This window comes from Microbacterium mitrae, assembly GCF_008017445.1.
Lineage (GTDB): Bacteria > Actinomycetota > Actinomycetes > Actinomycetales > Microbacteriaceae > Microbacterium > Microbacterium mitrae.
Genome location: NZ_VRSW01000002.1, coordinates 220,218 through 233,724, shown reverse-complemented (window position 1 = coordinate 233,724; position 13,507 = coordinate 220,218). Strand labels below are relative to the sequence as shown.

General features: G+C 63.2%; 8 protein-coding genes and 2 pseudogenes. 1 reads left to right on the top strand and 9 read right to left on the bottom strand.

Features of this window, described 5'->3' with window-relative positions; genetic code table 11:
* Positions 1-105 precede the first annotated feature (105 nt).
* The 6 genes from infB to FVP60_RS07925 form a co-directional block, all read right to left on the bottom strand.
* Entirely contained in the window at positions 106-2,892 is a 2,787-nt protein-coding gene (gene infB / locus FVP60_RS07950; RefSeq protein WP_246132526.1) for a translation initiation factor IF-2, read from the bottom strand.
* Between the two features lie 54 nt (positions 2,893-2,946).
* Positions 2,947-3,219, bottom strand: coding sequence for a YlxR family protein (locus tag FVP60_RS07945; RefSeq protein WP_147825734.1), 273 nt, complete (start codon positions 3,217-3,219; stop codon positions 2,947-2,949).
* A gap of 70 nt (positions 3,220-3,289) precedes the next feature.
* Positions 3,290-4,279 carry a transcription termination factor NusA gene (nusA, locus tag FVP60_RS07940; protein WP_147826006.1) on the bottom strand — a complete coding sequence of 330 codons (990 nt, stop codon included), beginning with the start codon at positions 4,277-4,279 and terminating at the stop codon, positions 3,290-3,292.
* 333 nt (positions 4,280-4,612) lie between these two features.
* Positions 4,613-5,665, bottom strand: a complete 1,053-nt coding sequence (locus tag FVP60_RS07935) for an LOG family protein (RefSeq protein WP_147825733.1) — start codon at positions 5,663-5,665, stop codon at positions 4,613-4,615.
* Between the two features lie 38 nt (positions 5,666-5,703).
* The gene (locus FVP60_RS07930; protein WP_147825732.1) at positions 5,704-6,510 is read right to left on the bottom strand and encodes a hypothetical protein; all 807 of its coding nucleotides are present in this window, start codon (positions 6,508-6,510) and stop codon (positions 5,704-5,706) included.
* A gap of 335 nt (positions 6,511-6,845) precedes the next feature.
* Positions 6,846-8,603, bottom strand: coding sequence for a proline--tRNA ligase (locus tag FVP60_RS07925; RefSeq protein WP_147825731.1), 1,758 nt, complete (start codon positions 8,601-8,603; stop codon positions 6,846-6,848).
* 77 nt (positions 8,604-8,680) lie between these two features.
* On the opposite strand from FVP60_RS07925, the gene pcp reads away from it, so the two are divergent.
* Positions 8,681-9,310 carry a pyroglutamyl-peptidase I gene (gene pcp, locus FVP60_RS07920; protein WP_187240608.1) on the top strand — a complete coding sequence of 210 codons (630 nt, stop codon included), beginning with the start codon at positions 8,681-8,683 and terminating at the stop codon, positions 9,308-9,310.
* A 24-nt stretch (positions 9,311-9,334) separates the two neighbouring features.
* Here pcp and FVP60_RS07915 read toward each other — a convergent pair whose 3' ends face one another.
* The 3 genes and pseudogenes from FVP60_RS07915 to FVP60_RS07905 all read right to left on the bottom strand — a co-directional run bounded on the left by FVP60_RS07915 (position 9,335) and on the right by FVP60_RS07905 (position 13,284).
* Positions 9,335-10,195: an alanyl-tRNA editing protein gene (locus tag FVP60_RS07915; protein ID WP_147825730.1), complete on the bottom strand. Its 861-nt coding sequence runs from the start codon at positions 10,193-10,195 to the stop codon at positions 9,335-9,337.
* Positions 10,196-10,306: 111 nt separating this feature from the next.
* Positions 10,307-11,706 (bottom strand): annotated as a pseudogene (pntB, locus tag FVP60_RS07910) (Re/Si-specific NAD(P)(+) transhydrogenase subunit beta).
* Positions 11,707-11,742: 36 nt separating this feature from the next.
* Positions 11,743-13,284: pseudogene (locus FVP60_RS07905) on the bottom strand (Re/Si-specific NAD(P)(+) transhydrogenase subunit alpha).
* Positions 13,285-13,507: the final 223 nt, after the last annotated feature.

Below are 13,507 nucleotides of genomic sequence, written 5' to 3'. Positions count from 1 at the left end.
GTTGTCCTCCTCTTGTGCCGTTGCGGCAACAGATCTGTTGGGAGCGTACTGCAAAAGAGATGACGAGGCCGCGTGAGTGAACACTCACGCGGCCTCGTCTTGATCTTAGGCGCGGGGCTTCTCAACCATTTCAGTGGTTTCGATCTCGTCACCGATCTGAATGTCGTTGTACTTGCCGAGGCCGATACCGGCTTCGAAGTCGGTACGAACCTCAGTGACGTCATCCTTGAAGCGGCGCAGCGATTCGATCGCCAGGCCGTCTGCAAGAACCACGCCGTCGCGGATAACGCGTGCCTTCGCGTTTCGGGTGATGGTTCCCGATCGCACGATGACACCGGCGATGTTGCCGAACTTCGAGGAGCGGAAGACCTCACGGATCTCGGCCACACCCGACTGAACCTCTTCGAACTCCGGCTTGAGCATGCCCTTAAGTGCATTCTCAATGTCGTCGATCGCGGAGTAGATCACCGAGTAGAAGCGGATGTCGACGCCTTCACGCTGAGCGCGCTCGCGTGCCTTGACATCGGGGCGAACGTTGAAGCCCACGATGATGGCGTTATCGATCGTTGCCAGGTCAACGTCGCTCGCCGTGATCGCGCCCACACCGCGGTGCAGGATGCGCAGCTGAACGGAGTTGTCGACCTCGATCTTGAGCAACGACTCTTCGAGAGCTTCAACAGCACCCGAAACGTCACCCTTGATGATGAGGTTGAGCGACTCAACCTTGCCCTCTTCGAGTGCGCGGGTGAAGTCTTCGAGCGAGATGCGCTTGCGAGCCTTCGCGAGCTGAGCGTTACGAGCAGCGGCTTCACGCTTCTCAGCGATCTGACGTGCCGTACGGTCTTCCTCGGTCACGATGAAGGTGTCACCAGCACGCGGCACCGAGTTCAGACCCTGCACCTGCACCGGACGCGACGGGTAGGCCTCGTCGACCGCTTCGCCGTTCTCATCGATCATGGCGCGAACGCGACCATATGCGGTACCGGCCACGATCGCGTCACCGACGCGCAAGGTTCCGGACTGAATGAGCACGGTTGCCACCGAACCACGGCCCTTGTCGAGCTTGGCTTCAATAGCGACACCGCGGGCATCCTTGTTCGGGTTAGCGCGCAGGTCAAGACCAGCGTCAGCCGTCAGCAAGACAGCGTCAACCAGCTCTTGGATACCAATGTTGTTGCGTGCCGACACGTCAACAAAGATGACGTCTCCACCGTATTCTTCGGCAACCAGACCATACTCGGTCAACTGCTGACGAACCTTGGCGGGGTTGGCGTCTTCCTTGTCAATCTTGTTGACGGCAACCACGATCGGCACGTCGGCCGCCTGTGCGTGGTTCAATGCCTCAACCGTCTGCGGCATGATGCCGTCGTCGGCTGCGACGACGAGGATCGCAATGTCGGTGACCTGAGCACCACGGGCACGCATAGCGGTAAACGCTTCGTGACCCGGGGTGTCGATGAACGTCACCGCACGCTCAACACCCTCGTGCTCGGTCCAGATCTGGTAGGCACCGATGTGCTGGGTGATGCCGCCGGCTTCACCCGCGACAACGTTGCTCTGACGGATGGCGTCAAGCAGGCGCGTCTTACCGTGGTCAACGTGACCCATAACGGTGACGACCGGCGGACGAATCTCGAGGTCTTCATCGTCTTCGTCGGCAAGCTCAGACTCGAGGTCGAGACCGAAGCCCTCAAGGAGCTCCTTGTCTTCGTCTTCTGGCGAGACCATGACGATCTTGTAGCCGAGCTCGGCGCCAAGAACCTCAAACGTTGCCTCGTCGAGAGACTCCGTTGCTGTCGCCATCTCGCCCAGGTTGAAGAGAATCGTGACGAGGGTACCCGGCTGAACCGTGTAGCCCGTCAGGGTCTCGATCTTGTCGGCGAAGTCTGCGATCGACGATCCGCGACGCAGGCGAATGATCTCACCGTTACCGCGCGAAACGTTAACGCCACCAACGAGCGGCGCATCCCGCATTTCAAACTCTTGGCGCTTCGCACGACGCGACTTACGCTGCTTTGACTTGCCGCCGCCCTTACCAAAGGCACCAGCGGTTCCGCCGCGGCCACGACCACCAGGACCGGGACGACCAGCGAATCCGCCGCCGCCAGCACCGGGACCACCGGTTCCGCCGCCGGGACGCTGGAATCCACCGCCGCCGCCACCGGGGCGACCTGCACCACCGGCGCCACCGGGACGCTGCTGGAACGGTGCACCTGGGCGACCGCCACCACCGGGGCGACCTGCGCCACCCGGGCGCGGAGCACCCGGGCGCGGGGCGCCGGGACGCGGAGCCTGCGGACGCGGGATGTTACCCGGCGTCGGGCGCTGGCCCATGCCCTGCGCCGAAGCGAAGGGGTTGTTACCGGGGCGAGGACCTGCGGGACGCTGGCCCATACCCTGCGCCGAAGCGAACGGGTTGTTGCCAGGACGCGGGGTGCCACCGGGGCGCGGTGCGGGTGCGGGAGCCTTGGGTGCCGGAGCGCCAGGCTTGGGCGCGCCCTTGCCTGCGCCACCATCAGCGGCGGGCTTGTCAGCAGCCGGCGCCTCAGCGGCCGGAGCTTCTGCAGCCGGAGCTTCGGGGGCCGGAGCAGGCTTGGGAGCAGGCTTCGGGCCGGGCTTCGGACCAGGCTTTGCAGCAGCGGGCTTTGCCGCTGCGGTCTTTGCGGGCGGAGCCTTGGTAGCGGGCTTCGCCGCAGCATCAGCTGCGGGTGCGGCAGCAGCCGCAGCGCCCTCCGCCTCAAGCGCAGCGCGAAGCTTGCGCGCAACGGGCGGTTCAATAGTTGAAGAAATACTCTTCACGAACTCGCCAAGTTCTTTCAACTTGGCCAGTGCATGCTTGCTGTCTACTCCGAATTCGGAGGCAATTTCATGCACGCGTGGTTTGGCAGCCACTGATTCTCCTGTCTGGGTCTACCCAGGCAGGGCAGACCTATTGGCGGACGGGTCTCATTTCGAGCCGTTCACTTTGTTTCCATAGCCGTTCAGCCGTTTCTCGATGGTCTGTGTATCGGGCGAACCCGATACTCGCAGTGCCCGTACGAACGCTTTGCGCCCGATCGCCTTGGCGAGGCAACTTACCTCGTCATGCACCCACGATCCTCTGCCGCCCAGCACTTTCCGCTCGTCGATGACGAGCCGATTGTCTTGGATGGTAACCCTCAGAAGTGAGGAGCGAGAACCGTGTGATCGGCAACCGACACACGTTCGTACGGGTTCCATCTTACACCTCCCCCGCGATGGCTCGCGCGCCAACCCTTGTGTGGCGGCGCACGAGTCGCGGATGCGTGGACTAGTTCTCGTCGAGAATGGAGTCCGGCTGGATGTCGATCTTCGCGCCGGTCAGCTTGGCGGCCAGACGAGCGTTCTGGCCCTCCTTGCCGATGGCGAGCGAGAGCTGGTAGTCCGGAACCAGGGCGCGAACGGCCTTGGTCTGCGCGTCAAGGATGAACGCGCTCGTCACCTTGGCCGGCGACAGCGCCTGCGCAACGAATGCGGCAAGCTCCGGGTTGTAGTCGATGATGTCGATCTTCTCCCCGGAGAGCTCTTCGGTGACGGCGCGCACACGGCGACCCATCTCACCGATGCAAGCACCCTTGGCGTTGATCGAAGGGTCTTTCGCGACGACGGCGATCTTGGTGCGGTGACCAGCCTCGCGGGCAAGCGACACGATCTCCACCAGGCCCTGCGCGATTTCCGGAACTTCGAGCGCGAAGAGCTTGCGAACCAGGCCGGGGTGCGTGCGCGAGACGGTGATCTGCGGCCCCTTGTTGCCCTTTGCGACGCTCGTGACGTACACGCGCAGGCGTGAGCCGTGCGTGTATTCCTCCGTCGAAACCTGCTCTTCGGGCGGCAGAATCGCCTCAACCGAACCCAGGTCAACGTGAATCATCTTGGGGTTAGGACCCTGCTGAATGACACCGGCGACGATGTCACCCTCCTTGGCGCGGAACTCACCCAGCACGGCGTCATCGGCGATATCGCGCAGACGCTGGCTGATGACCTGCTTGGCAGCGAAGGCGGCGATACGACCGAAATCGTCTGGCATCGTCTCTTCTTCGCCAATGACGGCGCCCTCTTCGTCGGTGACGGGAAGGTAGACGGCAACGTGGCCGGTCTTGTGATCGAGAGCCGCGCGAGCGCCCTCCGGAAGTTCATCGTCGGGCGACGTGTGCTTGGCGTAGGCAGTCAACACAGCCTGCTCAATAATGTGCGCAAGCTCGGCGAAGGGAATTTCCTTCTCACGCTCAATCGTGCGCAACAGCGAGAGATCAATGTCCATAACGGCCTCCATATTCAGCTCTTACCCCGATGGGGGCATCGAACCATTCTAGCGGATGCCGCCGACCCACCAACCGCACTGCCCTCCTGCGCCCACGCCCCGGTTCCGGCCCCATGATTCCGGCTCCCTGGTTCCAGTCCCCTGGTTCCGCACCCGCGCTTCACGACCGTTATGCACGGTTTAAATCGGTGTGCACGAAGAACCTGCATCACCAATCACTTCAGCCACATCCGTCACACGATTGCGTGCGTAACGGTCGCGACTGAAGCGCGCGGAACCATGGTCAGTGGAATTCGGTGGAGTGCACAGCGAAATCGAGACAGCGGAACCAGCTCACACGTGTGCGGACGGCAGCGCGTTGATCGCGTTGATGAGTTGGAACAGCGAACCGACCTTGAACTGGTTCAACACGAGCGCGAGGCGAGGGAGTTCGAGCTTGTCGTGATCGGCGCGCTCGGGCGGGAACGGCTCGGCGCGGCGGATCGTTCCTTCCTTCAACAGAAACGAAAACTGTGCACTGAGCGCGGCGATCTCTTCATCTGTTGGCGTGTGCTTGAGGCGCAAGACGAGGGTGTCGCCCACCCAGCGCATCGAGTCGTAGTTGTGCCAAAAGTTTTCGATGGCGGCATGCGCCTCGGCAACCGAATCGGTGATGAGCACGCGATCGAGGTCATCGGGCGAGATGACGCCGGCAGGCATCATGGTTCCGCGAATGTAGTGTTCCAGGTTCTTCCAGAACGTACCGCCCGGTTCATCGAGCAACACGATGGGCACGGGTTCGGCCTTGCCGGTTTGCTGCAGCGTGAGCAGCTCAAACATTTCGTCAAGCGTGCCGAATCCGCCGGGCACGCAGATGAACCCCGTCGATTCTTTCACCAGCATGAGCTTGCGAGTGAAGAAGTACTTCATCGCAACGTGCTTCGGATCTTGCCCGATAACCTCGTTGGCCTTCTCCTCGAACGGAAGACGAATTGACACACCGATCGACATATCCGGCCCGGCACCTTCTGCCGCCGCCTGCATGATTCCCGGGCCAGCACCCGTGACCACCATCCAGCCATCATCGGCGAGCGCGCGAGCCACATCGTGTGCGGCACGGTACGCGCCGGAGGCTGGCAACGTGCGCGCGGAACCAAAAATCGTCACCTTTGGAACGGCGCGGTAGGGCGCGAACAGCCGAAACGCGTTTCGCATTTCGATCAGCGCGGCCGAGGTCACCTTGAGGTCGAGCCGGTCGGTGCCATCAGTACCCAGCAGAATGCCCGACGTCAGAATGCGCCGGATGAGGGCGCGGTTGTGGGTGATGCCGGCCTCGTCGATCAACCGATCAACGTCGTCGATGAGCTCGGGCGGCAAGTCATTCTCTGGAATATTGATTTCGCTCATACCCCCACCCTCTCATCGTGAGGTGTCGAAGGGGTGAACTACCGCGCCAGCGCGCCGAGAAGCTGATCCGCCACCCACGCGAAGTCAGACGGGATGAAGCCGTTCGAAACACTCACCAGCAGAGTGTTGGTCTCGTCAGTTGCGAACACTCCGCCGTTGCCCTCGGCCACGAAAGGTACAACAACCGATACGGCTCGCCCATTGGAGATCTCGAGCGGTGTTCCGCCCGCCTTCGCTGCGCTCTCGTCATAAACTACCGCGCCGCCAGGGACGAGCATGACTGAAAACTCGACCGGCACCAGCGTGCCTTGTTCGTCTTTCGCGATCGTTGCGAGCGTGCACCAGCGCCCGAGCACGTCAAACAGGGAGGTCAGCGGCGATGCTTCATCAAACGCATAATCTATCCCGGTTACCGCGGCTCCATCCGGCGCAATGAGCATCGATGCAAGCTCGGCGCACGTTGGGGTCGGGGTGCCCCACGCGGCCGCGCTTCGCTCAGGCACTGACGCAGCCGGGAGCGCGTCACCGCGTTCGGCCACCATTTGTAAAAGGTCATTGACCAGCGCTTGATCCTCGCCGGCAAGCGAGCCAAAAATACTCACCGTGTACCACCCGTGCGACGTTACCGCCGTCACGCTGCACCCTCCCCCGTCCACGTAGCAGTGCGGTACACCGTTCACCTCGGCGGGCGCCAATTCCGCCGGTAGCACAGTCACGGTCAAGACAGCACCCAGATAAATACCTTCACTCCACCATGTGCATCGGAGACCGCCGAGTGATTCTTCCTGGCCGACCGACCAGTTCACGCCGAGGTCCGTCATGGAGGTGCCGAAGGTGTCGCTCAACTCGCCGTCGGAAAAGACCTTCGCGCAGTCACCGCCGAAGGCTTGAACCTGTTCGGCCTGAGTCGGCTCGGGAGTGGCCGCGGGTCTCGGACTGGCCGCGATGGCGGTGGGACTTGCGGTGGGCGACGCGCTACCGCTTGGTTTCGGCGCCGAGGTTGGCGCGCACGCCGCCAATGACAACACGGCCATGGCGGCCGCAATGCTCATGAGTCCCCTACGAATATTCATTCGCCCCCTATGCTTACTCGCGATTGTAGGGGCGACCCGGTCTCGGCGGTAGCAATGCGAAGGGGCGGCGTCAGATGTCTCTGACGCCGCCCCGAACGCTGGAGTGGCTATGCCCCGAATCGTGCGAGCGCTTCGGCAACGGGCATCGGCGTCTTCACGCCGCTGCGGCGATCCCATACCTCGACCTCGCGATCGGCGGCGCCACGACCAACGATGATGATGTGCGGCACACCGAGCAATTCGGCATCGCCAAACTTCACACCCGGAGAAACCTTGCCTGCGCGATCATCGATCAGCACGTCACGCCCGGCGCCCTCAAGCGCGGCAGCAACTTCTTCCGCCAGTTCGAACGCCAATGCGTCGCGACCGGTCGCCACAACCTGCACGTCGAACGGCGCGATCGACTCGGGCCAGATCAGGCCGCGGTCATCATGGTTGAGCTCGGCGAGCACGGCGAGAATACGGGTAACGCCGATACCGTACGATCCCATCGTGACGGTCGTGAGCTTGCCGTTTTCGTCGAGCACCTTGAGGCCAAGGGATTCGGCGTACTTGCGGCCGAGCTGGAAGACGTGACCGACCTCCATGCCGCGCTGCAGGGTGACGGGGCCGGAACCATCGGGAGCGAGGTCTCCGTCGCGAACGCTCGCGACTTCAACGGTGCCGTCTGAGGCGAAGTCACGACCGGCGACCAGCGAGTGCACGTGCTTCTCGTTGATGTTTGCGCCCGTGATCCACGTGGTTCCGTCAACGACGCGCGGGTCGAGGAAGTAGCGAATGTTGGACGCCGATTCTTCACCGAGGAGGGCGCCCTGCGGCGTCCACGGGCCAATGTAGCCGCGCACCAGCAGCGGGTGCCTCGCGAAGTCAGCGTCGGTTGCCTGCTCCACTTCGGCAGGAGCGAAGGCGACCTCGGCACGCTTCTCGTCAACCTCGCGGTCACCGGGAATACCCACCACGACAACCTCACGAGTGCCGTCGAGGTGCGTAAGTGCCAACACGACGTTCTTCAGCGTGTGGGCGGCGGTGAAGGTTCCGTCGAGCACGGCGTTGGAGTGTTCGACGAGCGTGTCGATCGTGGGAGTGTTGGGAGAATCAAAGATGACCGGCTGTGCCAAGCCTTCAATGGAGCGAGGCTCCGGCGCGAGGGTCTCAAACGCCTCGACGTTCGCGGCGTAGCCGCCGGCCGAGCGCACGAAGGTGTCTTCGCCAATCGCGGTCGGGTGCAGGAACTCTTCAGAACGAGAGCCACCCATGGCGCCGGCGTCGGCCTGCACAATGACGTACTCGATGCCGAGGCGCTGGAAAATGCGCTCGTAGGCGTCACGCTGAGCCTGGTACGAGGCGTCAAGCCCGGCGTCAGACGCGTCAAACGAGTACGCGTCTTTCATGGTGAACTCGCGACCGCGCAGCAGGCCCGCGCGCGGGCGCGCCTCGTCGCGGTACTTGTCCTGAATCTGGTAGATCGTCAGCGGCAAGTCTTTGTACGACGAGTACAGATCTTTCACCATGAGAGTGAAGGCCTCCTCGTGCGTGGGCGCGAGAAGGTAGTCAGAGCCCTTGCGGTCTTGCAGGCGGAACAGCGCGTCGCCGTACTCTTCCCACCGACCGGTCGCCTCGTACATGTCGCGCGGTAGCAGAGCCGGGAAATGCACCTCAAAGGCGCCGGCATTCGCCATTTCCTCGCGGACGATTTTCTCCAACTTGCCCTTGACCCGCAGGCCAAGCGGCAGCCACGCGAAGATGCCTGGCGCCTGCCGGCGAATGTAGCCGGCGCGCACCAGAAGCTTGTGCGAGATCGCTTCCGCATCGGCGGGATCTTCGCGGAGAGTACGGACAAAGTAGTTCGAGAGTCGTGTTACCACCCCTCGATTCTAGGGCGCGACCCGTTGCCTGCTGAACGCGTAGCCTGAGTGAGACGAGATTGCGAAAGGTCAGACGCGTGACGACGATTCTCTTGACGGGCTTTGAGCCCTTCGGAACGGACAGTGAAAACCCCTCAGGCGACGCCGTGCGGCTCCTCGCATCGACCTGGCAGGGGCCGGAACAACTGGTCACCGCCGTGCTGCCGGTGACCTTTGATGGCGCCGGAGCCCGGTTGCGCGAGCTCATCGCAGAGCACTCCCCCGACCTCATCATCGCGACGGGCTTGGCAGGCAATCGGGCGGCCCTCAGTTTTGAACGCGTTGCCGTGAACCTACGAGACGCACGCATCGCCGACAACGCTGGCGAGCAACCCATCGACACACCCGTGGTTCCGGCTGCCGCGAGCGCCCTCTTTGCGACGTTGCCGGTCAAGGCGATGACCGCCGCCGTCGCAGACGCTGGCGTGCCCGCCGAGCTTTCGCTCAGCGCCGGCACCTTCGTATGCAACGACGTGATGTTTCAGGCGATTGATGCTGCCGGGCACGCCCGCGCTGGCTTCATCCACTTGCCGTGGGCCGATGGGCAAAAGCCCGCTCCCGCGCCCACCCTGCCGCTGGCCGAGATCGCACGCGGCATCGAGGTGGCGATTCGCGCTGCACTCGCAACCACCGATGATCTCACCGTCGTTGGCGGAACCATCAGCTGACTGCGCAGCACTCGCGCCACCGGGTTAGTCGACGGCCGGAACCACCGTCGTCGTCATCACCAGCAGTTGCGGGTCGCTGAGGTCGAGAGCCACGGTGATCGATGCGAATTCTTCGAGGCTGTCGACGTGCGTTCCGCCGCACAAAAACGACGCTTCGCCTGCCGGCAGCGCACAGTGCCAGGTGCGGCGGTCGGCGATCGTGTTGCCCTCGGTTTCGATCCAAGAACGAGCCGAAGAGGCAACCCATGCGGCGAGGAGCTCGTTGATCTTTGCCTCACGGTCGGCAAGCGACGCCGCTAGTTCGTCGGGGCGGAACCCTGCCTTGCGCAGGCTCTTGCCGAGCCGGTAGGTGTCGACGCTGCCGTCGGGGTGAATGCGGCTGGTCGCGTTGGCTCGTGCTTCAAAGTTGGGGCTTCCCAGCGGGTCGGTTCCCGGATCCTTGTGCCATAGGTCGGCGAGAGCAGCATCCAGGGCGAGAGAGGCGAGGTGACACGCGGTGTGGCCACGGCTCAGCCCCGCGCGCAACTCGGCGTCAACGACCGCGCTCACCGGGGTTCCGGCAACCCAGCCGGGCGTCTCGGCGATGAGATGACCAACATGCCAATCCCAGCCGTCAGCGCCACGCTTGACGGGAATGTCCGCGCCGACGGCCAGGGTGCCGGCGTCATCCACCGCAACCATCACCGTGTTTTCAACGCACACCGTGGTTCCCTCTACCGCCAAGGTTCCGGTATCGCCTGGCTGATCCGGCCAGGTGTGATCAACCGGGTGAAACGGCGTCTGCTGCACGATGACGACAGAACCACCCTCGTGCGGTCGAACGTCAACGACCGTGGTCTGTTCGGTGAGCGCGCCAGACGGAAAGGTAACGGTGGTGGGTTGCATTCGTCCATCTTCACACCTTGCGCGCCGTGCCGGGTAAACGAGAGCGGGCCGCTCCCCCGTGCCTGAGAGAGCGGCCCTGGCCAAGCCTGCTGCGCTTGGCCGGTCGGTGTTCTAGATCGCCCGCAGGATGTCTTCGACGCGCGTCTTGGCGTCACCGAAGAGCATCGAGGCGTTCTCACGGAAGAACAGCGGATTCTGCACACCCGCATACCCGGTCGCCATCGACCGTTTGAAGACGATGACGTTCTTCGCCTCCCACACGCGCAATACCGGCATGCCTGCGATCGGGCTTGACTGGTCTTCGGCAGCTGCGGGGTTGATCGTATCGTTCGCGCCAATCACGAGCACCACGTCGGTGTCGGCGAGGTCGTCGTTGATCTCGTCCATCTCCAAGACGACGTCGTACGGAACCTTCGCCTCCGCCAGCAACACGTTCATATGGCCGGGAAGACGGCCCGCAACCGGGTGGATGCCAAAGCGAACCTCGATACCGTGATCGCGCAGCTTCTGGGTGAGCTCTGCGACCGGGTACTGCGCCTGCGCGACAGCCATGCCGTACCCCGGTGTGATGACCACAGACGAGGCTCCTTGAGCATCGCGGCGGCCTCTTCGGCGCCCACCTCGCGATGCTCACCGTGCTCGTCGTCGCCGTCTTTCTTCGGCGCCGCGATGCCAAAGCCACCGGCAATAACCGAGATGAACGAGCGATTCATGGCCTTGCACATGATGTACGACAGGTAGGCACCACTCGAGCCCACGAGCGCACCGGTGACGATGAGCAGGTCGTTATTGAGCAAGAACCCGGCAGCCGCCGCTGCCCAACCCGAATAGGAGTTCAGCATCGAGACCACGACCGGCATGTCGCCGCCGCCGATCGATGCCACCAGATGCCATCCCAAAGCAAGCGCCAGCAGGGTGACGGCGATGAGGAGGGCAAGCGACGGCGTAATGACGTACCAGATCGTCAACGCGATGAACGCAACCAGCGCACCGACGTTGAGATAGTTCTTGCCAGGCAGCATGAGCGGCTTGGATGGCATGCGTCCCGAGAGTTTCAAGAACGCGACGATGGAACCGGTGAAGGTCACGGCTCCGATAAAGACACCGATGAAGACTTCGGCGTGATGAATGTCGGCGAGCGCCCCGGTGTAATGCGGGGGCTGCAGGTGGCCGTTCCATCCGACGATGACGGCTGCCAACCCGACAAAGCTGTGTAGCAGTGCGATCAGTTCAGGCATGCCCGTCATTTCGACGACGCGTGCTCGCCAGAGGCCGATAACGGCGCCGATCACGAGGGCGGCAATCAGGAGACCGAAGCCGAGAATCGAGGGGTTGTCTGTCTGAAAAGAAACCCAGATGGTGGCGATCAACGCAAGCGCCATACCCACCATGCCGAAGCGCACGCCGTTTTTGGCGGTCTCATGCTTGCTGAGACCGGCGAGGCTGAGGATAAAGAGAAGTGCGGCGACGATGTACGCTGCGCCGGCGACGGCCGCGGCCGTAGAAGTCATTGAATCAAACACAGAGATTTCCTTTGGCGTGCCCGGTTAGCGCTCGGAGCGGGGGGCGCGGGAGAACATCGCGAGCATGCGTCTGGTGACGGCGAAGCCACCAAAGATGTTGATGCTCGCAAGCAGCACCGCAATGGCTGCCAAGGCGAGAACGACCGGGTCGTGCGTGTTGATCTGCATGATCGCGCCAACGATGATGATGCCGCTAATGGCATTCGTCACGCTCATCAGCGGCGTGTGCAGCGCATGCGCCACCTTGCCAATGACGTAGAAGCCCACCACAACCGAGAGCATGAGCACGGTGAAGTGTTGCGGCAGCGGCGCAGGAGCGAAAGCGTTCACCAAGAAGAGCGCCGCAATACCGGCGACGATGAGCGCGGTTTTCGCACCGGCACTCATCCCCTTCTTTGCGGTCGAGGCCGGAACCTCGGGCGCGGGGGCCGCGGGTGCGGCCGAGACACTGACCGCAGGTGGCGGGAAGGTGACGGCGCCATCACGGGTGACCGTGACGGCACGTTGCACGACGTCTTCCCAGTCAAGCGCAAGGGTGCCGTCTTTTGCCGGTGTCAGCAGCTTCATCAGGCTGACCAGATTCGTGCTGTACTGCTGGGACGCCTGGGTCGGAAGGCGCCCTGCGAGGTCGGTGTAGCCGAGAATCGTGACTCCGTTCTCGGTGACAACCTTTTGACCCGCGACCGACCCGACGACGTTGCCGCCGGACCCTGCTGCCATGTCGACGATGACGGAACCAGCCTTCATCGAGGCGACATCGGCTGCGGTGATGAGCACCGGAGCCGCGCGACCCGGAATTTGGGCGGTGGTGATGATGATGTCAACATCGGCCGCTTGTTCGGAATACAGCTCGGCCGCGCGACGGTCATATGCCTCGCTCGTTGCCTTCGCTTAGCCGTCGGTGGATTGTTCCACCGCAACTTCAACCGGAAGGTAGACGCCACCGATCGACTTCACCTGGTCGGCGACCTCAGGTCGCGGATCGGTGGCGCGCACGATCGCGCCGAGGCTAGAGGCAGCGCCGATCGCGGCGAGCCCGGCGACGCCAGCTCCGGCCACCAACACCTTCGCGGGCGGCACCTTGCCGGCCGCGGTGACCTGTCCGGTGAAAAAGCGACCAAACTCGTGCGCTGCTTCAACGACCGCGCGGTAACCCGCGATGTTTGCCATGCTGCTCAGCACGTCCATGGACTGCGCTCGGGAGATGCGAGGCACAGCGTCCATCGCGAGCGCGGTCACGCCCTGGGCTGCGAGTGCGACGAGCAGGTCGGGGCTGAGCGCCGGCGCGAGAATTCCGACGAAGGTAGCGCCCGCCCGCATCTGCGCGATCTGTGCGGGTTCGGGCGCAGCAACAGCAAGCACGATATCGGCGCCCCATGCCGCTTCGGGCGAAACGATCCGTGCGCCTGCGGTCTCGTAGGCGAAATTCGAGAAGCTCGATCGCTCCCCCGCGCCGCGAGCGACCGTCACGTCGTACCCCAAGCCCGCTAACTGTGCCACCGTGGTGGGGGTCGCAGCAACGCGTGTCTCTGCGGGCCCCTCGGCAACGATGCCGATGATTGCCATGTTCTCTCAATCTCCGCGACGTTGCGGACGAACGTTTCGCCTTCGCGAAATTCAACAGGGCGCTTGCGCGCCGCACAACGCCTCGTAGGCGAGGTGCCCAAAAACATTGAGCGAGTGTCGCGGGGATAGTGCGACGTGGGGAACACTATCCGCTGTTTCGATCAGAACTGGCCGATTAATGATGACTTTGAGAAGAAACTTTGCCGTTTCTTTCGAGAACCAA

What these genes read in the sequence shown, in the direction of transcription:
- FVP60_RS07945 (WP_147825734.1), bottom strand. Translation starts at nt 3,219, where the DNA reads ATGGAACCCGTACGAACGTGTGTCGGTTGCCGATCACACGGTTCTCGC.
- nusA (WP_147826006.1), bottom strand. Translation starts at nt 4,279, where the DNA reads ATGGACATTGATCTCTCGCTGTTGCGCACGATTGAGCGTGAGAAGGAA.
- FVP60_RS07935 (WP_147825733.1), bottom strand. Translation starts at nt 5,665, where the DNA reads ATGAGCGAAATCAATATTCCAGAGAATGACTTGCCGCCCGAGCTCATC.
- FVP60_RS07915 (WP_147825730.1), bottom strand. Translation starts at nt 10,195, where the DNA reads ATGCAACCCACCACCGTTACCTTTCCGTCTGGCGCGCTCACCGAACAG.